This is a genomic window from Frondihabitans sucicola (assembly GCF_030296615.1).
Taxonomy (GTDB): Bacteria; Actinomycetota; Actinomycetes; order Actinomycetales; family Microbacteriaceae; genus Frondihabitans; species Frondihabitans sucicola.
In genome coordinates this window covers 3,505,002-3,524,775 of the sequence record NZ_AP027732.1, presented here as the reverse complement: position 1 = coordinate 3,524,775, position 19,774 = coordinate 3,505,002, and the positions used below count along the sequence as shown (strand labels likewise).

The window sequence follows — 19,774 nt, the reverse complement described above, 5'->3', positions numbered from 1 at the left end:
ATGACGGGGGTACGCCAGAACCTCGAACGGGGTACAGCGCCGCCCGGGGCGCCGATGCGACAGAATCGAACGCGAACGCCCGCACCGCCCACCGAGGAGAATCCCATCGACACCGCACCGCTCGTCAGCGTCGTCATTCCCGCACGCGACGTCGAGCCCTGGATCGACGAGCTCCTCGCGAGCGTCCTCGCGCAAGGAGGCGACGAACTCCAAGTGGTGGTGGTCGACGACCATTCGACGGACGGCACCGGTGAGCGTCTGGCCGAGCACGCGAGACGAGACGGCAGGATCCTGCACCACGTCGCCGACACCACCGGAGCCGCAGCCGCACGCAACACGGGTGTCGGCCTGGCGACCGGGCGCTACCTCGTCTTCGCCGACGCCGACGACCTGGTCCCGCGAGGTGCGTACGCGGCGCTGGTCGCGACCCTCGAGTCGAGCGGCTCGGACTTCGCCATCGGCGACCACCTCAAGTTCTCGCCGACGTCGACGTGGAGCCCGACCGCGCGCTGGTACCCCTTCGACACGCATGTCGTCGGAGCGAAGCCCGTCGACCTCCCGTCGCTGGTGAGCGGGCGCGCGGCGTGGAACCGCATGTTCCGGCGTTCGTTCTGGGACGACCACTCGCTGGCCTTTCCCGAGATCGCCCGCACCGACGACATCCTGCCGATGACCCGTGCGTTCACCCTGGCGACCGCCATCGACGTGGTACCCGACTGCGTGTACCTCTACCGCGATCGCCCCGGGTCGACGTCCATGACCGCCGGTACGCCCCCGAGATCGCGGCCCGCCTCTACTTCGAGCAGGAGCTGGCCTGCGCGGGCCGCGTGGCCGCGCTGGGCGACCCCGGCGTCACCCAGCAGTACTCCCGACTCGTTTTCGACGCCGACGGCTGGGTGCACCTCAGCGGCTACCTCACGCAGCTGGCGGCGGGTCAGGCGGCCGACCCTGCGGTGCTCGGTGCGTTCGCGGAGCTCGTAGCCGCCGTGCCGCGCGACGGGTTCGAGACGGCCACGGCCGATCGGCGCGCGCTCGTCGCCCTCGTCGAGGCGGGCAGGATCGACGAGGCCCGGCAGCTCGCGGTGGCCGCGGCAGCGGCGAGATCCTCCCGACAGTTCGATGCGGCGGGCCTGCGCGCCTGGGCGGAGGCTCTCGTCGCCCTCGACGAGAGCGGTGCAGGCGGGCTGGACGTCGGGGCCCTGCTGGTCGACGGGCCGCTCACGGCCCTGGCGAACGACGCGGCCCTCGCCGAGGTCGCTGCTCTCGAGACGACGGTGACGGCGCTCGCGGCGACCGCCTCGGTCACGGCCCTCGATGGTTCGACGGTGGAATCAGTGATCCTGCGCTGGATGCTGTCCGCCGTGCGGTCGGGCGAGGCCGCGGCCGTCCGTCGCGTGTCGCTGGTTCGCCGGGCCGTGCCTCTGGTCGTCGACACCGTCGATGCGACACCGTCGACGTTGGCGCTCTCCGGGCCGCTGCCCTGGCCCGAGGGAGTCGAAGGCGCGAGCCTCGCGCTGCAGGGTGAGACGGAGACCTCGCTCGACCTCGTCGTCGACGGTGATCGCTGGCACGCACGCATCTCGACGAACGATCTGCCGGCGCCCGGGCGCTATGCCGTCGTGGTGCGCTTCACGGCTGGGCCGTCGATCGAATCGCAGGATCACGCCGTCGTGACGGCTCGCATGCCTCTGCCTCCGCTTCCCGCAGACCACGAGCTCCAGCCGCTCAGCGATCGCGCACGTGGCTGGGTGTTCCTCGTCGATCGTCGCGCTCCCGCCCTGCGCGGGCTTCTCGGGCGAGTCGCCTCTCGCCTGCGGCGCTGATCGGCGCGGCCGGTAGTCGGCAGGGCCTAATCCGTCAGCTCTCGTGCAGGGCGACGACAGCAGCGACGACCGGCGCGTGGCGATCGGTGAAGTCGTCATCCCAGCGCTCGTGCAGATGCTGCGTGGCCATCCGGAATGCCAGCGCGCGCAGCAGCAACTGGCGCCACTCCGCGATGCCGTGGTCGTCGGCGAGACCGACGAGGTCGTAGCCGTGCCAGCAGGCGGCATCCGCCACCGCGATCGCCGCCCCGAGGCCCGGCGGTCGCCAGTACGGCGCCCAGTCGATGATCGCCGGGTGCCGTCCGGCCGAGAACAGCACGTTGCCGAGGAGGTCGCCGTGGATGATCCGGGAGCGGGCTTCGACGGGCCGGAATTCCTCCGCCACCTGGCGCAGCAGCTCGTGTCGGGGGAGACGGTCTTCCTCCCAGGCCATCCGGTCGGCACGGCTCCACAGGTCGGTCGACGCTGAGATGAACGCCGGTGGAGTCGTCACCGCGATCGCTCGCTGGAACGCCAGCCCGGCTCGCACGACGTCGTCGACGCGCGCCGGATCAGCGTCTCCGGGAATCCACTCCAGAGCCTCCCAGCCGTCGCGAACCCACGCGCCCTCCGCGGTGCGAAGAGGCCGGGGCACGGTGAAGTCGTCGGACTCCGCGAGCACCGACAGCGTCTCGGACTTCCAGGTCGCTTCGTCCTCCTCGCCGGCCGGGCGCAGCACGACGTTGCCCGCGCGCCACGTGAGGCCGCGGCCCCCGGCCAGAAGTTCGGGCACAGCCGCCGCGCCGAACGCGCGAAGCACGTCCGCCGTCGGCCGTTCGCCCCGGCGCCCCGTGTCGCCGGGCGCCTCCGTGGGCGGAGTCACCCGAGACCGAGCGATCGGGCGAGGACGGCCTGCTGCACGGGCAGCAGGGTGGCCTTGAAGGCGTAGCCGACGAAGGCGGGGCTCGCGAGGGCGTCGAGGCCGACTTCGCGTCCTCGCTGGAACGGGGGACACGGCGCGAGTTGCACGCCGGAGGGAGCTCGGTCGAGGAGGGCGCCGGTGATCCTGAACGCCTCGAGTTCTTCTCCGTGCGCACCGGGAGAATCGGTCAGGATCACGTCGGCCCGGGCGACCGCGGACGGCAGGTCGTCGGTCCAGGCGACGCCCGCGGTGGCGAGGCGTTCTGGGCAGCACTGTACGAGGTCGAGGTCGAAGGCCCGAGCGGCCTCGGCCCAGGCGCGGGCGATGTTCCCGTCCGCCCCGACGAAGAGGAACCGGAGTCGCCGCGGATCGCGAGTCTGCGCCAGAGCGTAGAGGTCGGAGAGGACTTCGCAGGGGTGGTTGTCGTCGGTCATCGCGTTGACGATCGGGATGGCGTCGGACTCGGCCAGGCCCTCGAGGACACGAAGGTCGGGGTGCCGGACGACCAGGACGTCGACCCACGCGGCCAAGTATCCGGCGACGTCGTCGAGGGACTCGGGCTTGTCGAGAGTCTCGGGCGGGAACGAGATCGGCTGAAGGCCCATCAAAGCTGCGCCGCGCTCGAAGGACACGCGGGTGCGGAGACTGGTCGCCGGAAAGAACAGCGCTGCCGCCCCGGTGGTCGTGGGGCCCGCGCCCTGCCGGTAGGCATCGGCCAGCTCGAAGAGGGCCCCGAGGTCGTCCGGCCGCAAATCGTCGAGTCGGAGGAGGTGCCGCATCCGTCCACGATAGGGCGAGGCTCCGTTCCGCAGTGCGGAGGGCGCGCACCTGCGCTGTCGCCTATTTCTCCCAGGCGGTGGTGAGGGGAGGCCGCGGGCGGCCTGCTCCTCGTGCAGGAGCTCCTCGACGAGAGCCCGTTTGCCGGCCGTGTACTGCTTGCCGTCGGTCGCCGACGACGCCAGAGCGACCTTCAGCTCGGCGTAGCGACGCCTGGCCGATTCGTCGTGGAGGAGCTTGTCTCGGAACAGGCGCTGGTTGCACGTGTCCCACTGGTCGTCCGCGAACACGTGCAGGAGGTGGCTGCGCTCCGAACCCGCGCTCTTCACGAAGACGGCGTGGTTCTTCGGGCCGGCGGTGTGCGGACGGTACCCGAGGGCGTCGATCGCGTCGTGCAGCGAGAACGGGTCGACGCCCGGGGCCGCCCGAGCGGCGATGTCGATGATCGGCTTCGCGACCAACCCGGGAACCGCCGTGCTGCCGATGTGCTCGATCGCCGTGATCCTGGCCCCGAGGGCGGCCAGGAGGTCGGCCGCCGCGCTCCGGTACTGCCGCGGCCAGTCCGGGTCGGAAGAGCCGACGGTGACCATGGTGCCGGCGATCTGCTCGCCGGTGAACGGCTGCGCGATGCCGCGCTCGACGGCTGCGGGCCGGCCCCGGCCGGCGAGCCACTCCGCATGCGTGATGACGTAGTCGACGACGCCCTGCGCAGAGCCCTCGACGGCGCCGACGGCTCCTTCCCCGCGGGTCGCGACGTGCCTCATGCCGAGGCGGCTCATGACGGCCCTCGACGCCGTGTTGACCGCCATCGTCTCGGCGAAGATCTTCGGCAGGTCGAGCCGGCGGAAGCCGTGGTCGAGCAGCGCCGCCGCGCCCTCCGAAGCCAGCCCCCGACCCCAGAAGGCCGGGAGAAGGCGGTAACCCACCTCGGCGGGTCCTCGCGCGTCGTCCGGCGTCGCTTCGAGCAGCCACCAGCCGGCGAACTCTCCGTCGACGAAGCCCGCCCAGAAGCCGAGGCCGTCCTTCGCCGACGCGAGACGTTCGGTGTGGCGGCGTTCGACCTCGTCACGGCCGCGGGGAACCCCTCGCCGAGGTAGCGCATGACGCTCGGGTCCGCGTCGAGAGCCACCTCGAAGTCGAGGTGATCGTCGCTCAGCGGGACGAGCGAGAGTCGAGCCGTTGCGAGGGCGTCCTGGATCATCGCCCCACTCTGGCAGGTCGCCCCGACGTGTCGCTTCGGGCGCGCGCTGCGGAAGTCGGAGAACCGCAGCCGGTGCTATCGTCGCCGTCAATCGGCGGTGGGCCGCCGGACGGCTTTCGGAGCCGATCGGACGAAAGCGGAGGTGCGCCGTGGGCGTGACGGGAATCGGCGGAGTCTTCTTCCGCAGCGTCGATCCGGAGGCGAGGGCGGCGTGGTACCGGGACCACCTCGGGATCGAAGCGGGCGCCGACCGCGTCTGGAGCCAGGAGGCGGGCACGACCGTGTTCGCTCCGTTCCCTGCCGAGAGCGACTACTTCGCCGAGAACCAGTCGTTCATGCTCGATCTCCGCGTCACCGACCTCGACGAGCTCGTCGCGAGGCTGGAATCCGAAGGGATCGCCGTCGAGCGTCGGCCCGAGTGGGATGCCGGAGGTTTCGGGCGGTTCGCGCGCATCCACGATCCCGAGGGACTGCCGATCGAGCTGTGGGAGTCGGCGGGCTGACACCCATAGGCCGCCCGTCGCCGCGGCTACTCAGCGCAGTCGCTGGGCGCGTCCTGCAGCGCCGAGGATCCCGAGGAGGAGGACCAGGATCCCGACGGCGACCAGGGCCACGACTCCGGCGCCCGAGGGCCCGAGGCCGTTCACCCACGAGGTGAACGCGTGGCGGTTCGCGGGCGTCGACAGCACCACCATCGACACGACTCCGAAGGCGCAGAACAGGGCGCCCCAGACCACGCCGGCCCAGCGGATGCGGGGCGTCGACGATTCGTGGGAGACGGTGCCGGAGGTGGGCATCGGTCGGGTGGCGGCGGTGTCGGGCGCCGTCGGGTCGTCGGCTGGATTCGTCGGCTGGGTCTCGTCGGTCATGGCGGGGACCTCTCTGGTCGGTGTGGCCGGGCGGCGGTGTCAGGGGCCGGCGGGGGTGTCAGAAGGAGAAGGTGAACGACGGAAGGCCGTCGAAGAGGGACGTGTCGAAGGCTCGTCCGGTGAGCAGGAGCACGGTGACGAGGGTGAGCGCGATCGCGACGAAGGCGAGGAAGCCGCTGCGGCGTCGAAGGAGACCGGCGACGACCATCGAGAGACCGACCACCCCGGTGGCAGCGGCGAATCCGAACGCGGTCTGGAAGTCGCGGATGCCGAGGGCGCTCCAGGCGATCGACGACGCCAGGGCACCCACGATCACCGCGACGCCGAGCGACATGGCGACGAAGGGCCCGCTGGTCCGCGGGTTGGCCAGGCGGTCGAGTCGAGCTCGCTCGAGAGCCTCGGCCTGGAGGCGGGCCGACTCGGCCGTGCGCTGCTCGCGGAGATCGCGCGAGAGGTCGGCCTGCTGCCGCTTCCACTGGTCGTACTGCAGCTTCCACTCGGCCTGACGCGCGCGCCAGTCGTCGACGACGCCGGGCGCGGCACCCTGCATCGGGGGCATCGGCGCCGTCGGGGGACAGTGGGCGCGAAGCCGGCCGTGTTCGGGCCGGTCTCCTGACCCGTTCCGGGGAACGCAGGATCCTGGGTCGCCTTCTCCCCGGAGGGCCCTGCCCACCCGGAGGCGCCCCAGCCGCCCGCCCTGCGCGAGGCCCAGACGACCAGCAGCACGATCGCGGCGACGACGACGGCGCTCCAGAACACCTTTCCGAGCGACTCCGGCCAGCCCGACGAGCCGCCGAACGGCCACCCCGCGACCCACCAGACGCCTTGAGCGATGGGGAGGAACGCGAAGAGGACGAAGACGATGACTCCGACGGTCGCGGCGTCGAAGACGCCCCGGATGAGGCTCTCGAGGTGGATCCTGCCCGCGGCGTCGGGCAGCAGCAGCCAGGCCAGGGCATAGAGGAGGAACGCCGGGCCGCCGAGGAGGGCGACCACCACGGCGATCCCGCGCACGATGATCGGGTCGATGCCGAATCGCGCGGCGAGACCGCCGCAGACGCCGCCGATCCAGGCGTCGCCGCGGCTCACACCGAGTCGGCGGACCCAGTCGAAGAAGCCTTGGCCGGGTGCTGTGGCGGGCCGAGGCGAGGCGGTGGGAGGAGTGTTCTCTGACATGCTCCGATGGTGGCGCGTGCTCGGAGGTCGCCGCTATCAGGTATCGCCCTGAGCCGACCCTGAGATCCGTCCCTCCGGGCTGTCGGGGGCGCACGAGGATGGTTGGATGCTCTGGTGAGCACAACGGCAGGGTCGGGCGCGCGGGCGCCGGGGGCGCGCAGGATGACGCGTCCGCGCGACTGCGCTGTCAGCGGCGTCAGCGAAGGGCTCGCCGAGCACCTCGGCTGGTCGGTGGCGGGGGTGCGCTGGGCGTTCGCGCTGTCCAACCTCGCCGGCGGGGCCGGGATCCTGCTCTACCTGTGGCTGTGGGCTCTGACTCCGCTGCGCACGCCGGAGGGCCGCGACTCGGCCTCCGCCGAGGCGCCGGTGCAGCGGCGTGTTCCCGTCCCGACGCTGCTCGTGGACCTCGCAGCGGCGCTGGCGGTGCTGTCGTTCGTGGCCATCCTGCTCACCGGGTCGACGTCGATCCTGGCTCTCACCGTTCCTCTCGTCATCGCTCTCGCGCTGGGTTCGATCGCCTGGTCGCGCTACGTCGACGTGCCTCTCGATCCTGAGGCGATCCGAACGGCCTTCCTGCAACGCGTCGGCGTGGGCTGCGGCCTTGTCGTCCTCGCGTTCCTGGTCGCCCTGATCTCACTGCAGCCGGGGGCCGGGTGGCTCTGGTTGCTCGTCGTCGTGACCGCGGCGTCGGCGGCGGCCGTCGCGATCGGCCCGGAGGCGCTGACGCTCCGCCGCCAGACGGCGGCTCGGCGCACGGAACAGGTGCGCGACGAACAGCGAGCCGAGATGGCGGCCCACCTGCACGACTCGGTGCTGCAGACCCTCGCGCTGATCCAGAACCGCGCCGGAGCGTCGAGCGAGGTCGCCCGGATCGCGCGAGCGCAGGAGCGCGAGCTGCGCGATTGGCTCTACGCCGGAGCCCAGGCGGTCGAGCGCGACCTGGCGGCCGATCTCCGCGACTTCGCGGCGGCCCTCGAACTCGACTACCCGGTGCGGATCGAGGTCGTCGTCGTGGGGGAGACCTCCGAACTCGGCACCGGCGAGGTGGCGGCGGCGGCGCGGGAGTCGATGCTGAACGCTGCGCGGCACGCCGGAGGCGACGTCTCCGTCTATCTGGAGAGCGCGGCGCGCTCGGTCGACGTGTTCGTTCGAGACCGTGGCGCAGGTTTCGCTCTCGACGACGTCCCGGAGGACCGCCTCGGGGTCCGGGAGTCGATAATGGGGCGGATGAGGCGAGCCGGCGGCGCGGCGAGGGTGCGTCCGGGCGCCGGAGGAATCGGCACCGAGGTGCACCTCCACCTGGAGCGGAGCGAGGACGAATGAGCGACCAGCACGACAGCGAGATCTCGGTCGTGATCGTCGACGACCACTCCATCTTCCGCTCGGGCCTCCGAGCCGACCTCGATCCTGACCTTCGTGTCCTGGCCGAGGCGGCCGACGTCGACTCCGCGGTGGAGGCCATCGTGGCCGAGACGCCCACGGTGGTCCTGCTCGACGTGCACCTCCCCGGTGGCGCCGGGGGTGGCGGTGCCGAGGTTCTCCGGCGGACGGCCGGTCGCTGCCCGTCCACGAGGTTCCTCGCCCTGAGCGTGTCGGATTCCGCCGAAGACGTGGTCGGAGTGATTCGAGGCGGTGCGCGCGGCTACATCACCAAGGGCAGCTCGGGGGCCGAGGTCAGTGCTGCGGTTCGGGCCGTCGCGGGCGGTGACGCGGTGTTCTCGCCCCGGCTGGCGGGGTTCGTGCTCGACGCCTTCGGTGCGGCGGCCGGCGAGCAGGCGGAGGCCGTCGACGAGCTCGACCGGCTCTCGGCGCGCGAGCGCGAGGTGATGCGCCTGATCGCGCGCGGCTACGCGTACAAGGAGGTCGCCACCGAGCTGTTCATCTCGGTGAAGACCGTCGAGACGCACGTCTCGAGCGTGCTTCGCAAACTGCAGCTCTCGTCGCGGCACGAGCTGACCGCCTGGGCGCTCGAACGCCGCCTGCTCTGACCGCGCGGCGCCGTCAGAGGCTGTCGGGGTCGAGATTCAGCGTCGTCGAGGCGTACAGGTACTGCTGGTCGCCGAAGACCTCGAGATTCGCGTTCAACCAGATGAGGTCTTCGGTCGAGATCCCGAAGCGCGCGGCCACCTCGGCCGTGGTGTCGCCCGTGGCGACGCGGTACTGCTTCGGTGTGCCCCTGGCCGTCGTGGCGGTGAGAGCGCCGGCGGCATAGGGCCGCGTTCCGTGGTCGACGGGATGCACGTTCGACTGGCGCACCGGGATAGACCACCGGATGGACGTGACGGCGAGGACCTTGTTCGGCCCGATCTCGGTCGGGACGCCGCTCTCGGAGGGCGCCGACGAGTAGGTCACGAGCGTGCCGAGGTACGACGGCTGGCCCGATCCGCCGAGCGAGGCCGTCGAGGTGGGTGCGGCCGTGGTCGTCGGACCGCCGAGTCGGTGGTCGCCGACGCCGTGGTAGGTCAGCCCGTCGCCGACTTTCGGTGCGATGTCGATGAGGGTCGCCGACACGGGCACGGGCAGGGTGGACGTGAAGCCCGAGTACTGGGCCGAGTAGGTGTTGTCGCCGTCGGCGACCATGCGGTAGTGGAAGTGGATGCTGCCCTTCGGTGACGCGACGTCGCCTTCGGCCACGACGGTTCCGCGCGGCACGGCCGTCAGCGTGGGCCGCGGCACGGGCGTCGCGACGGGTTCGGGCGTGGCCGGTCGCGAGTTCGCGGGATCCGGGGCGACGGGCTCAGCGGACGCCGAGCCGCTCTCAGGACCGGGGTCGGCGGAGGCGGACGCCGAGTCGGACGCGGTCGCCGTCGGGCGTGCGGACGCGGAATGGTGCCGCTTCGAGATCGAGTCGGCCCCGTGGCCGATAGAGATACACCCGGTGAGCAGGATCACGACGGCACCGGCCAGACCGACCGCCGCGAGTCCGCGTCGCCGAACCGACCTCGGCAGTGAATTGGCTCGGCTTCGAGCCCGCGTGTGAGACATCTTTCCCCCGAAAAGGAATCCTAACCGCTGGCCGCAGCACTTTTCATCGCGCTTTCGCGGCCAGAAGCGGTGCGTCGGCTTCGTGCTCGGCGGCGGGCGCCACGCCCTGGACGGCCACGAGGGCCGCACCTCAACGGCGTCGCTGCCGCAGGTTCGCGGGGAGGAGGCCTCCTCCGGTTCATCGCTCGTCGTCAGCTCTCGTCTCAGGGCGATGAGACCGTCACGGAGCCGGGTCTTCACTGTCCCGACCTTGATCCCCAGTCGCTCGGCCACCGCGGCTTGGTCCAGGTACTCGTCGTGGACGAGTTCGATCACGCGGCGTTGGGCCGGTGTGATGCGCTCCATCGCGCGACGGACGCGTTGATATTCGAGCGATGTCTCGACGGTCTCTGCCACGTGATCGAACGGCTGTTCCCTGTCGCGGATACCGACGGTGAGATCGCGGTCGCGCGACGCCTGCGAGGCGCGCACCCGGTCGATGGCCCGGCGTCGCGCGAGCGTGAAGATGACCGTCGTCGCGTGGCCCTTGGCCGAGTCGAACCGGGGCGCGTGCTGCCAGACCTCCAGGTACACCTCCTGGGCGACCTCTTCGGACTGCGCAGGATCCCTCAGGACGGCCGTGATGATGCCCAGAACCCGCGGAATGGTGCAGTCGTACAGGGCAGCGAACGCGACCTGGTCTCCTGATGCACTTCTCGCGAGGAAGTCGTCAGTCGAGTCCGCGGTCGCGGCTGGGTGGCCCTGCACCGTCATGTGATCCTGTCGTCGTCGGCAGGGTCTGGGCCGGAAGGGGAAACGAGCGGCGGAGATTCGCCCGTCGGGTGGACTTGCGTCCGTCAGGTGGACTGTACGCGCCGGTGGGAGAAAAGGGCCCCGGGTCACGGAAGGGTAACGAAGAGAGTCCGTTCCAATCGTTCTGGGGGTGGTGGCGAACACAGTGCATCGGGCAAAGGCCCACCGGACGTGTCTGGAACGTTCACCAATCGTCCATCAAAGGAACAGATCATGCGCACCATCTCCAAAGCCGGAATCAGCTTCGCCGCCGCGGGACTTCTCATCGCGGGAGCCGCCGGGATCGGGACAGCCGCGACCGCGGCCCCGTCCGTGCACCTCGCCGCGTCGTCGGCGAAGATCCCCGCCCCCGTCGCCGCGGTCCCCGAGATCTTCGGCGGCAACACGGGCGTCGCTCTCGACAGCAACTTCCTCGCCGCGTTGAAGAGCCTCGGGCTGACCCCGTCGGTCGACGGCACCGCGACCCTGACCGACGGCACCATCAAGTTCCCGATCACGGGCGGCTCGGTCGCGTACTGGTCCCCGAAGGGCGACTACCGCCCCTACGTCCAGGGCATCCTCGAGCACGACGGGTCGGGCCTGAACCTGACCGCGGGTTCCACGAAGGTCACCCTGGCGAACTTCACCGTGAACCCGGGCAACTCGAAGCTCTACGGTGACGTGCTCGTCAACGGGAAGGTCGCCGTCACGCAGGCGTACCTGTTCTCCCTCCACGGCGGCACCCTGAAGCCCCTCCAGGTCCAGGGCAACGACGCGATCCTGACCGGGACCACCGTGCACGTGTCCCCCGACGCCGCGAAGCTGCTGAACTCCACGTTCAAGACCGACGCCGTCAAGGCCGGCCTCCTCGTCGGAACCGCCACCATCACCGCCCAGATCGCGCAGTAACCCTCGCCCCGAAGCGGCCGGGAGGGCCCACGCTGAAAGCGTGGGCCCTCCCGGTTCGTGTCCGGGGTTTTGGACGGCTCCGGGCAACCCGATGGGACCCGCCACACGCCCCGCGTGCGGCGGGTTTCTCGCGTCCGGATGGGACCCGCCACACGCCCCGCGTGCGGCGGGTTTCTCGCGTCCGCGGCCGGCACCTCGTCGGGCCGAGACGAGACGCGCTACGTCAGCCGCGGCGCGGTACCGACCGACGCGTCAACCGAGACGCGCGTCGAGCAGATCCGCGTAGCGCTCGGAGAGCGCGTACGGCGCCAGGCGGTGCGAGAATGCCGCAGCGGCCTCTCGGGGAAGCTCGAACGTCGTCGGAGAGCCGAGTAGGTCGGCGAGACTCTCGACCGGCCGCGCCGGATCGAACCACGCGATCCATTCCTCGCCACCGAAGGCACGCCGCAGATGGACCTCGTCGGGCAGCACGACCGGCAACCCGAACGTCGCCGCCAGGTGGAGCGTGCCCGAGTTCAGAACCCGGCGGTACGGCAGCACGGCGACGTCGGCCGCGCGGAACCACCGCTGCACGTCGGCGTCGTCCACGTGCTCGTAGTGCGTGATCACCCGGACCCCGTCTGGCAGCAGCGCCTCGATGGCCGCCCGGTCGTCGTCACCGGCGCGGCCGGCCAGCAGCAGGACCGGCGGCCGCGGAGAAGCCAGGGCGACGGCCGACAGCAGAGCGTCGAGCCCCTTGTAGGGCCGCAGTTGCCCGAAGAACAGGATCGCGTGCTCGCCCTCCGCGAGGCCGAAGCGACTCCGGGCGTCGCCGCGATCGACCTGGGACGGGTACACGCCCTGGTAGCTGGGGTGCGGGATCACGACGATCTTCCGGGCGTCGAGGGCGTAGAACGGCGCCGCGACCTCGGCCACGTCGTCGGTCATGGTGTGGATGACGTCGGCCCGCTCGGCGAGGTAGCGGCAGAGCTCGAGCTCGATCGCCTCGTGCCGCACGTCGTGCGGCACCACGTTGTGGAGCGTCCACAGCACTCGTGCGCCGCGGGATGCCGCCCCGTCGACCGCGGTCCGGAAGCGCGCGGCGCGCGTGGCGGCCTCGTCCGCGGAGGAGGCGCGCTGGACGATCGGCGCCGTCCAGTGGAGATGCAGCGCGTCTCCTGATCCGAGCTGCGCCGCCGTGCGTTCGAGGCCCTCGAGCGACGTCGACTCGACGAACTCGTAGCCTCGGGCCCGCGCGGCGAGAGTCAGGAGAGTGATGTACGGGTTGTCGTCGTAGGCGGGGAACACCCCGACGCGGGCGCGGACCTTCACCGCTTCGCCAGCGCCTCGAGCACGAGCGCCTCGACGTCGGAGGGGGTCGACGGAGCTCGGACGATCCCTCCGGGGCCCGCGTGCAGCGCGAACGCCGCCGTCGCGAGCGGGTCGGCGACCCCGGCCGGATCCCAGAGCACGTTCACGGCCCCTGGCTGCGGTACGAACCGGTCGGCGTCGATCAGCGCCACGGCCACGTCGTCCAGGGAGCAGGACGACCGGTAGAACGCGTCCGGCTCGTCCAGCACGACCTCCTGGCCCCGTTTTCTCAGCGAGGCGGCGAGTTCGCCGGCCCTCTCTCGGAGTCCGGGCGACACCTTGAGGGCCCACCGCAGCGACGGGCGCCCCGCCCACGGACCGTCTGCGACGACCCGATCCGGCCGGAGCACGACGGGCTGCGACGACCGCACCATGACGTCGTGTCCTTTGGGCTCACCTGCCGAGACCCCGGCGAACACGAAGCCGGCTGCCGAGTAGCGCCCCGGTTCGGAAGCCGGATAGCTGCCCTGCCAGCGTTCGTCGAAGATCCTGCGATTCGTGATCCTGGCGTCGTCCCGTCCCGGCGACTTGCTCTCGTGATGGATCACGACGGAGTCGAGCGCGACCGCGAAGTGCGCTTCGCCGGACTCGGCGGACGCCAGGGCGCGGAGGCAGAGGTCGACGTCTTCGAGGCCGTTGGCGAACACCGGGTCGAATCCGCGCCAGCGGATCAGGTCGGCCGCCCGGAAGGCTGCGGCGGCCGCGGTGATGGCTGAGAAGGCCGTCTGGGCCGCCCGGTCGACGTCGGCGCGGGGGTGCCCGGCGAGGAAGTGCCACGGCAGAACCTTGTCGCCACCGAACACGGTGCCGGCGGCCTGCACGGTGCCCTCGGGGTAGAGGAGCAGGGGCTGCGCCCCGAGGCAGTCAGGATCGTCCAGCTCGCGCAGCAGCGGAGCGAGCCATCCCGCCTGCACCTCGGTGTCGTTGTTGAGCATGACGACGACGGAGCCGGTGGTGGCGGCGAGTCCGACGTCGCTGCCCAGGGCGAAGTTCAGGTTTCGGTCTTGTCGGAGGACCCGCACGCGCGCTTCGTCGCCGAACCAGGCGGTGAGAATCGCCGAGACGCTCCGCTGCGAAGCGTTGTCGACGACGACCACCTCGACGTCCGGGCCGCTCGCCGCGGACGCCAGGACGGCCTCGATGGCCCGGAGGGTCATTCGCCACTCGCGGTAGACCGGCATGACCACGGAGACCAGGTCTGCGCGGCGCGCCGCTGCCGACGACTCCAGGCCCTCCCAGTCGATCAGCTGCCGGGCGACGGCGACCTCCTGCCAGGAAGCGCCCTCGCGCGACGAGAGCCGCTGCGGGTCGAACGTGTTGTCGTAGTCGACCGAGAGGTGGTCGACGTAGGCCGGCACTCCGCTGCGCGACGCCAGCCGCAGGACGAACTCGTAGTCGATCCAGCGTTTCAGGCTCGTGTCGAACGGGGCGATGTCGGCGACGGCGACCGCCGAGACGACCAGCGCGTTGAGGTCGATGAAGTTTCCGGCGAGGAGATCGTCGAGAGTGCCGGGTTCGCCACGGAAGGTCTCCTGCGACTCCGCCGCGGCGTCGGCGGTGTTGTTCAGGCCGACCATGCGCAGCCCCGTGTACACGGCGGGGGAGTCGCCCTGCAGGAGGGCGGCGACGGCGATCTCGAGGTGGCTGGGGCGCCAGGTGTTGTCGGAGTCGAGGAAGGCGATGTACGACCCCGTGACATTCGCCAGACCGGTGTTGCGCGCCGCAGCGGCCCCGGCGGGATCCTGCGCGATGCTCGTGATTCGCGGCTCGGACGCCGTCAATCGCGCGAGGACTTCTGGCGTGTCGTCGGTGGAGCCGTCGTCGACGACGATCAACTGCCACGCCGTGTAGGTCTGAGCGACGACGGAGGCGATCGCCTGCTCGAGCCTGCCGGCCCGGTCGTGGGTCGGAAGGATGATAGAGACCACGGGCTTCTCGGCGTCGAGCCGCGCCAGGCCTGCGGAGTACGTCTCTCTGGCCTGCTCGAGGTCGGGGCCGCCCCATGTTTTCCGGTAGCGGCGCCGGGTGCGACGCTGGGCGGCGGCGAAGCGGCGGGCCGTGTCGAGGGCGCGGGCGCGCTGGTCGGCCCAGGTGGGAGCCGGGCCGGGCCGGCTCTCGGGCACGGGCATCGGCGTCGCGGCGGTCGCGTGCGCGAGGAAGTGTCGGAGAGCGTCGAGCGGCGTGGAGGGACGGGACGACGAGTCGACGGACGCGGCGTAGACGGCCGAGTCGAACACCGGCGACGTGGCGACGAGGTCGCCCGACTCCTGGTGGAGGAAGTCGTACCAGCTCATGCGCTCGTCGGGCTGCCGGTCGTGGAGCCACTCCGGTTCGATCAGGGGAGACAGGGAGAGGCCACGGCTGCCGTCGTTGAGCACGTAGAACTCGATCGCCTCCGCGTCGGAAGCGAACGTGCGACCGACCAGGATCTCGAAGTACTCGCGGTCGAGGACGCCGAATTCGCCGATCCGCCTCGCCCAGCGCAGCAGCCGGTCGTTGACGGTCAGCGGGGCGGGCGCAGGGCGGAATCGCTTGGCGACGGCGCGCAGGGCAGAGCCGGGGCGGCGACTCCGGTCGTCGGTCACTTGCGGCGTCCGGGCAGGCGAGGGGCGAGACGCGCGATCTTCTCGCCGGTGCGGAAGGTGCGGCTGGCCCGGAGATCGGCGATCTCGGTGCGCAGGCGCTCCACCTCGGCACCCGACTCGGGGCCGGCCGCGTCGAGGGTCACGTCGGCCAGGTGGAGGTCGGCCCAGCGAGCGTCGAGAGCATCGACCCGGGCGCCGACGGGCTCGGCCAGCGCGTCCGTGAGCGAGAGCGCGGCGCTCGCCCAGTCGCCGTCGATGCTGACGGCGCTGTGACGATCGAGGGTGGTCGCCACGTCTCGGGCGCGGGCCCGGAAGGCGGCGTCGGTCCAGGGTGCCGAGGCCGACGGCCGAGGATCTGGAGCAAGCGACACCAGCACCGACGAGCGTCGGTGGGCTCTCACCAGGGCGCGCGGGGTCGTGAAGCCGTCGACCAGGATCGTCGCCGTGACGATGTCGTCGTCGTTCGTGGTGGTCGCCACGGAGGTGTCGTCGGCGGGCACTGCATCGTCGACCACGGCCGAGTCGACCACGGCCGAGTCGACCACGTCAGCGTCGACCACGACCTCGCGCGTCCAGGACGATCCGGGGAACGCGGCGAGGAAGCTCGGGACGGCTGTCGCCACGACCTCGGCGGGTGCGTCTCGCAGATCGAGTGAGATCCGCGGACGCGACCCGGCCCGCGGAACGAGCACATCGGAGAACCGGTCGGCCGGGGCGACGTCGTGCCGGAGGAACGACTGCACCGCCTCGCCGTAGAACGGATAGCGCCGCTCGAGCTCGCGCTGGTGGGACGTGCGAAGCGTGTTGCGCCGGGCGCCGACGAAACTCTTCGATCCCGAGTGGAAGACCAGCGCGCGGTTCGCCATCGTCGAGACGTAGCCCTGTCTGCCGATGCGCAGGCAGTAGTCGTTCTCTTCGCCGTAGCCGGGAGCGAAGGCGTCGTCGAACAGACCGAAGCGGCGGATCAGCGTACGCCGGGTCAGGAAGCAGAAGCCCATGGCGACCGGAGGGGAGTACCAGCGGGGGAGCCGGCCGGAGAGCGCCTCGAACACCTCGGTCGTGCGCTCGAACGTGCGATCGCCCCCGGCGCTGAGACGGAACGGGAAGCTCGCGATCGTGGCGTTGTTGCTGCGCGCCGTGACGACGCCGATGTCGTCCTGCGCGTAGAGCACCTCGAGCATCTCGTCGACGAAGCCCGGAGTCGGCACCGTGTCGCTGTTGAGCAGGAGCACGTCGCGGTCGGACGTGTCGAGTTCGTTCACCGCGCGGTTGCAGGTGCCGACGAAGCCGAGGTTCTCGTCGTTCCGGGCGTAGGTGACGCCCGACACCCCGTCGATCATGCCGAGAAGTGCGTTCTCGATCTCGTCGGCGTCCGGGCCGCAGTCGTTGACGAGCAGGATCCGGTGCCGGGTGAGGTCGAGGTGTCGAAGCAGCGCCCCGAGGCACTCGCGCAACGAGTCGAGGTCGCCGTAGACCGGGACGACGACCACGACGCCCGGTCCCGTGGTGGTAGTGGCGGTCATGCGTCCTTCTCCAGGTCGTGGGCGAGATGGGCGACGGCGTCGTCGAGCGAGCCGCCCAGCGTGCCCGGCGCGAGGTCGAGGTAGCCGGTCGGCCCCGCGCCGGCAGCACGGCGGACGGCCTCGGCGACGGCTTCGCCCAGACTCACCGGGTCGGCTGGCACGGCCGCGATGTTCGGGTGCAGGTGGGCGCGCGTGCCGGCGAACTCATTCGTCACGACCTGAGCCCCCGAGATCGCGCCGTCGAACGGCGGGTGGCTCGGATGCGGGCTCAGTTGGAGCGACAGCACGACGTTACGCGAGGCGATGAATCGGAAATAGGCGTCCCACGGCAGGGTTCCGACACTCTCGAGCTTCAGCCCGTGCCCGAGGTCGACGTCGCGGTGCACCTCGCCCGCCGAGGCGAATTCGAGTGCGATTCCCTCCCCTGGAGCCGGTCGGCCGCGATCTGCAGCGCCGAGACGCCGATCCTGAAGAGGTTGCGGTGTTTCGACGGGCGGCCGTAGAACAGCACACGGGTCACGTCGTCGTGCGTGCGCTCGGATGCGACGCGGCGCAGCAGCTCGAGGTCGAAGTGGGGTGAGAAGGTCGCGGCGTCGGGCACCTCGACCCCCTCCTCGCGGAGAAGGTACTGCTGGAGCGGCTTCGAGTTCACGAGCAGGCGGAATCCTGCCCGATAGGTCGCCCTGGCGAGCGCGAACTCGGTCGACCAGGGGCTGAACCCGGGCTCGTAGTCTTGGACGAGGTAAGCGACCCGGGAGCGGTCGATCACACCCGCGGTCGCGGCGACGTCGATGGCGTGAGCCGTCTTCCAGTGCGTCGCGAGCCAGACGTCGCGCTCGCCGAACGTGGTGCGCAGGATCTCCTCGCGGGCGACGACCTCGAAGGTCACGCCCTCGAAGCGCTCGCGCAGCACCGCGGCGGCGGCTTTCGACGAGTTGCCGGGCGTCGTCCACGACACCATGACGACCCGGACCGGCAGGCCCAGCTCGCCGGCCAACGAGACCCCCACCGACACGGCGGTCTGGATTCCTGCGAAGGCCGCGCCCTCGCGCACTTCGCCGAGCACGATGTTGACGTGCCGGCCGGGGCCCGAGTGGCCGATGCCGGAAAGGGCGAGGCTCGTCTCGACCAGCCCCCGGAAAGGGCGGGCGCTTCGCGGCGACTGCTTGGCCTCGCGGGCCTCGATGCTGTGGCTGCCGACCCCCACGGTGTTGAGGCGCTCGCGGATCGTGTTCCGGTAGATGTCGTCGCGCGCGTAACGGGCGTTGACGCGGACGAGGTCCGCCAGAAGGCGGCGGATCTTGGTGGTGTTCATGAAGGAAACTGCTCCGGGATCAGCAGGGCACTACCGCCCCGACGGCCGCATTCGGCTCCCTTCGAGCCTAGCGCGGCCCCTTGCTAGGCTCAGCGGGTGCAGATTCGCGAATTGACGATCCCGGGGGCGTGGGAGTTCACGCCGAAGCAGCACGGCGACGACAGAGGTGTCTTCTTCGAGCAGTACCGCTACGAGACCCTCGAAGAGACGGTCGGCCACCCTCTCACGCTCAAGCAGACGAACACGTCGGTGTCGGTGCGCGGTGTCGCGCGGGGCATCCACTACGCGCTCGTCCCGCCGAGCCAGGCCAAGTACGTCTCCGCTCCCCGAGGAGCCTTCATCGACTTCGTGATCGACATCCGCACCGGCTCGCCCACCTTCGGCCAATGGGACAGCGTCCTGATCGACGACGTGGACCGCCGGGCGGTCTACCTGTCGGAGGGGCTCGGCCACGCGATCGTCGCCCTGACCGAGGGCGCCACGGTCAACTACCTCGTCTCCGAGGTGTTCAACCCGGAGCGCGAGAAGGGGCTCAGCGTCACCGACCCCGAGATCGGCCTGGTCTTCCCGTCCGACCTCGGAGAGCCGCTCCTCTCGCCGAAAGACGTCGCCGCCCCGACCCTGGCCGAGGCTGCGGAGCAGGGCCTGCTGCCCTCCTACGACGAGTGCCTCGCCTACTACGAATCGCTGCGCACGCAGCGGGCGGAGGTCTAGACCATGCGCGGGATCATCCTGGCCGGCGGCTCCGGCACCCGGCTCTACCCCATCACCAAGGGCATCTCGAAGCAGCTGATGCCGATCTACGACAAGCCGATGGTCTACTACCCCCTCTCGACGCTGATGTCGGCCGGCATCCGGGAGATCCTGATCATCACGACTCCCGAAGACGAGCCGTCGTTCCGTCGCCTCCTCGGCGACGGAAGCGATCTCGGCGTCGAGCTCTCCTACGCGGTCCAGCCGTCGCCGGACGGCCTCGCGCAGGCGTTCATCATCGGCGAGGAGTTCATCGGCGACGAGAAGGTCGCCCTGGTACTCGGCGACAACATCTTCCACGGCGTCGGCCTCGGAACGAATCTGCGGGCGAACACCGACCCCGACGGCGGCGTGATCTTCGCGTACCACGTGGCCGATCCGCGGCGGTACGGCGTCGTCGAGTTCGACGACGACTTCAAGGCCGTCTCGATCGAAGAGAAGCCCGAGCACCCCAAGAGCAACTACGTGGTGCCCGGCCTCTACTTCTACGACAACCGGGTCGTCGAGATCGCCAAGAACATCGAGCCGAGCCCGCGCGGAGAGCTCGAGATCACCGCCATCAACGAGCGGTATCTCTCGGAGGGCAAACTCCAGGTGCAGGTCCTCGAGCGGGGAACCGCCTGGCTCGACACCGGCACGCACGAATCGATGATGCAGGCGTCCGAGTACGTCCGGGTGATCGAGCACCGGCAGGGCTTCAAGGTCGGCTGCGTGGAGGAGATCGCCTGGCGCCGCGGCTGGATCGACGACGCCCGGCTGGCCGCGCTCGCCGCGCCGCTCGTCAAGAGCGGCTACGGCGAGTACCTCCGGGGTCTCCTGGCCTAGCGCGAACACCC

The 19,774-nt window shown here is 70.8% G+C and carries 18 protein-coding genes; 7 read left to right on the top strand and 11 right to left on the bottom strand.

Annotated features, from left to right (window positions below; genetic code table 11):
- A complete protein-coding gene (locus QUE79_RS18145) occupies positions 1–981 on the top strand; it encodes a glycosyltransferase family 2 protein (protein WP_286344291.1) in 981 nt (326 codons plus the stop codon).
- A gap of 876 nt (positions 982–1,857) precedes the next feature.
- Here the strand turns inward: QUE79_RS18145 and QUE79_RS18140 are convergent.
- Both QUE79_RS18140 and QUE79_RS18135 read right to left on the bottom strand, forming a co-directional pair.
- Positions 1,858–2,685 (bottom strand): hypothetical protein, encoded by an 828-nt coding sequence (locus QUE79_RS18140; protein WP_286344290.1) that lies wholly within the window; start codon positions 2,683–2,685, stop codon positions 1,858–1,860.
- Entirely contained in the window at positions 2,682–4,793 is a 2,112-nt protein-coding gene (locus tag QUE79_RS18135; RefSeq protein ID WP_286344289.1) for a GNAT family N-acetyltransferase, read from the bottom strand. Before QUE79_RS18135 ends, QUE79_RS18140 begins: the two co-directional genes overlap by 4 nt.
- 58 nt (positions 4,794–4,851) lie before the next feature.
- Between QUE79_RS18135 and QUE79_RS18130 the strand changes: the two genes are divergently transcribed.
- On the top strand, positions 4,852–5,205 hold the full coding sequence (locus tag QUE79_RS18130) for a VOC family protein (RefSeq protein ID WP_286344288.1): 354 nt from the start codon (positions 4,852–4,854) through the stop codon (positions 5,203–5,205).
- Positions 5,206–5,235: 30 nt separating this feature from the next.
- On the opposite strand, the gene QUE79_RS18125 is transcribed toward QUE79_RS18130, so the two are convergent.
- Genes QUE79_RS18125 through QUE79_RS18115 form a run of 3 tightly spaced genes read right to left on the bottom strand, consistent with a single transcriptional unit; the run spans position 5,236 to position 6,747 of the window.
- Positions 5,236–5,571: a hypothetical protein gene (locus QUE79_RS18125; RefSeq protein ID WP_286344287.1), complete on the bottom strand. Its 336-nt coding sequence runs from the start codon at positions 5,569–5,571 to the stop codon at positions 5,236–5,238.
- 58 nt (positions 5,572–5,629) lie between these two features.
- Entirely contained in the window at positions 5,630–5,905 is a 276-nt protein-coding gene (locus QUE79_RS18120; RefSeq protein ID WP_286344286.1) for a hypothetical protein, read from the bottom strand.
- Positions 5,884–6,747 (bottom strand): PspC domain-containing protein, encoded by an 864-nt coding sequence (locus tag QUE79_RS18115; RefSeq protein ID WP_286344285.1) that lies wholly within the window; start codon positions 6,745–6,747, stop codon positions 5,884–5,886. Before QUE79_RS18115 ends, QUE79_RS18120 begins: the two co-directional genes overlap by 22 nt.
- 114 nt (positions 6,748–6,861) lie before the next feature.
- On the opposite strand from QUE79_RS18115, the gene QUE79_RS18110 reads away from it, so the two are divergent.
- Together QUE79_RS18110 and QUE79_RS18105 are read left to right on the top strand one after the other, a co-directional pair.
- Entirely contained in the window at positions 6,862–8,070 is a 1,209-nt protein-coding gene (locus QUE79_RS18110) for an ATP-binding protein (RefSeq protein WP_286344284.1), read from the top strand.
- Entirely contained in the window at positions 8,067–8,735 is a 669-nt protein-coding gene (locus QUE79_RS18105; protein ID WP_286344283.1) for a LuxR C-terminal-related transcriptional regulator, read from the top strand. Before QUE79_RS18110 ends, QUE79_RS18105 begins: the two co-directional genes overlap by 4 nt.
- Positions 8,736–8,748: 13 nt before the next feature.
- On the opposite strand, the gene QUE79_RS25815 is transcribed toward QUE79_RS18105, so the two are convergent.
- The gene (locus tag QUE79_RS25815; RefSeq protein WP_350271580.1) at positions 8,749–10,485 is read right to left on the bottom strand and encodes a sigma-70 family RNA polymerase sigma factor; all 1,737 of its coding nucleotides are present in this window, start codon (positions 10,483–10,485) and stop codon (positions 8,749–8,751) included.
- A gap of 252 nt (positions 10,486–10,737) precedes the next feature.
- On the opposite strand from QUE79_RS25815, the gene QUE79_RS18095 reads away from it, so the two are divergent.
- On the top strand, positions 10,738–11,412 hold the full coding sequence (locus QUE79_RS18095; protein ID WP_286344282.1) for a hypothetical protein: 675 nt from the start codon (positions 10,738–10,740) through the stop codon (positions 11,410–11,412).
- Positions 11,413–11,664: 252 nt separating this feature from the next.
- Here the strand turns inward: QUE79_RS18095 and QUE79_RS18090 are convergent, their stop codons facing one another.
- Genes QUE79_RS18090 through QUE79_RS18070 form a run of 5 tightly spaced genes read right to left on the bottom strand, consistent with a single transcriptional unit; the run spans position 11,665 to position 18,185 of the window.
- Positions 11,665–12,723, bottom strand: a complete 1,059-nt coding sequence (locus tag QUE79_RS18090; protein WP_286344281.1) for a glycosyltransferase — start codon at positions 12,721–12,723, stop codon at positions 11,665–11,667.
- The gene (locus QUE79_RS18085; RefSeq protein ID WP_286344280.1) at positions 12,720–15,347 is read right to left on the bottom strand and encodes a glycosyltransferase family 2 protein; all 2,628 of its coding nucleotides are present in this window, start codon (positions 15,345–15,347) and stop codon (positions 12,720–12,722) included. The genes QUE79_RS18090 and QUE79_RS18085 overlap by 4 nt, the downstream gene beginning before the upstream one ends.
- Positions 15,344–16,870: a glycosyltransferase family 2 protein gene (locus tag QUE79_RS18080; protein ID WP_286344279.1), complete on the bottom strand. Its 1,527-nt coding sequence runs from the start codon at positions 16,868–16,870 to the stop codon at positions 15,344–15,346. The genes QUE79_RS18085 and QUE79_RS18080 overlap by 4 nt, the downstream gene beginning before the upstream one ends.
- Positions 16,867–17,256: a rhamnosyltransferase WsaF family glycosyltransferase gene (locus QUE79_RS18075; protein ID WP_286344278.1), complete on the bottom strand. Its 390-nt coding sequence runs from the start codon at positions 17,254–17,256 to the stop codon at positions 16,867–16,869. Before QUE79_RS18075 ends, QUE79_RS18080 begins: the two co-directional genes overlap by 4 nt.
- On the bottom strand, positions 17,223–18,185 hold the full coding sequence (locus tag QUE79_RS18070) for a rhamnosyltransferase WsaF family glycosyltransferase (protein WP_286344277.1): 963 nt from the start codon (positions 18,183–18,185) through the stop codon (positions 17,223–17,225). Before QUE79_RS18070 ends, QUE79_RS18075 begins: the two co-directional genes overlap by 34 nt.
- 96 nt (positions 18,186–18,281) lie before the next feature.
- On the opposite strand from QUE79_RS18070, the gene QUE79_RS18065 reads away from it, so the two are divergent.
- Together QUE79_RS18065 and rfbA are read left to right on the top strand one after the other, a co-directional pair.
- Positions 18,282–18,899, top strand: a complete 618-nt coding sequence (locus QUE79_RS18065) for a dTDP-4-dehydrorhamnose 3,5-epimerase family protein (protein ID WP_286344276.1) — start codon at positions 18,282–18,284, stop codon at positions 18,897–18,899.
- A 3-nt stretch (positions 18,900–18,902) separates the two neighbouring features.
- The gene (gene rfbA, locus QUE79_RS18060; RefSeq protein ID WP_286344275.1) at positions 18,903–19,763 is read left to right on the top strand and encodes a glucose-1-phosphate thymidylyltransferase RfbA; all 861 of its coding nucleotides are present in this window, start codon (positions 18,903–18,905) and stop codon (positions 19,761–19,763) included.
- Positions 19,764–19,774: the final 11 nt, after the last annotated feature.

Excerpts from the sequence above, each read along its gene's own strand:
- QUE79_RS18095 (WP_286344282.1), top strand. The coding sequence starts at position 10,738 with ATGCGCACCATCTCCAAAGCCGGAATCAGCTTCGCCGCCGCGGGACTT.
- rfbA (WP_286344275.1), top strand. The coding sequence starts at position 18,903 with ATGCGCGGGATCATCCTGGCCGGCGGCTCCGGCACCCGGCTCTACCCC.
- QUE79_RS18125 (WP_286344287.1), bottom strand. The coding sequence starts at position 5,571 with ATGACCGACGAGACCCAGCCGACGAATCCAGCCGACGACCCGACGGCG.
- QUE79_RS18145 (WP_286344291.1), top strand. The coding sequence starts at position 1 with ATGACGGGGGTACGCCAGAACCTCGAACGGGGTACAGCGCCGCCCGGG.
- QUE79_RS25815 (WP_350271580.1), bottom strand. The coding sequence starts at position 10,485 with ATGACGGTGCAGGGCCACCCAGCCGCGACCGCGGACTCGACTGACGAC.
- QUE79_RS18070 (WP_286344277.1), bottom strand. The coding sequence starts at position 18,185 with ATGAACACCACCAAGATCCGCCGCCTTCTGGCGGACCTCGTCCGCGTC.
- QUE79_RS18080 (WP_286344279.1), bottom strand. The coding sequence starts at position 16,870 with ATGACCGCCACTACCACCACGGGACCGGGCGTCGTGGTCGTCGTCCCG.
- QUE79_RS18115 (WP_286344285.1), bottom strand. The coding sequence starts at position 6,747 with ATGTCAGAGAACACTCCTCCCACCGCCTCGCCTCGGCCCGCCACAGCA.
- QUE79_RS18105 (WP_286344283.1), top strand. The coding sequence starts at position 8,067 with ATGAGCGACCAGCACGACAGCGAGATCTCGGTCGTGATCGTCGACGAC.
- QUE79_RS18120 (WP_286344286.1), bottom strand. The coding sequence starts at position 5,905 with ATGTCGCTCGGCGTCGCGGTGATCGTGGGTGCCCTGGCGTCGTCGATC.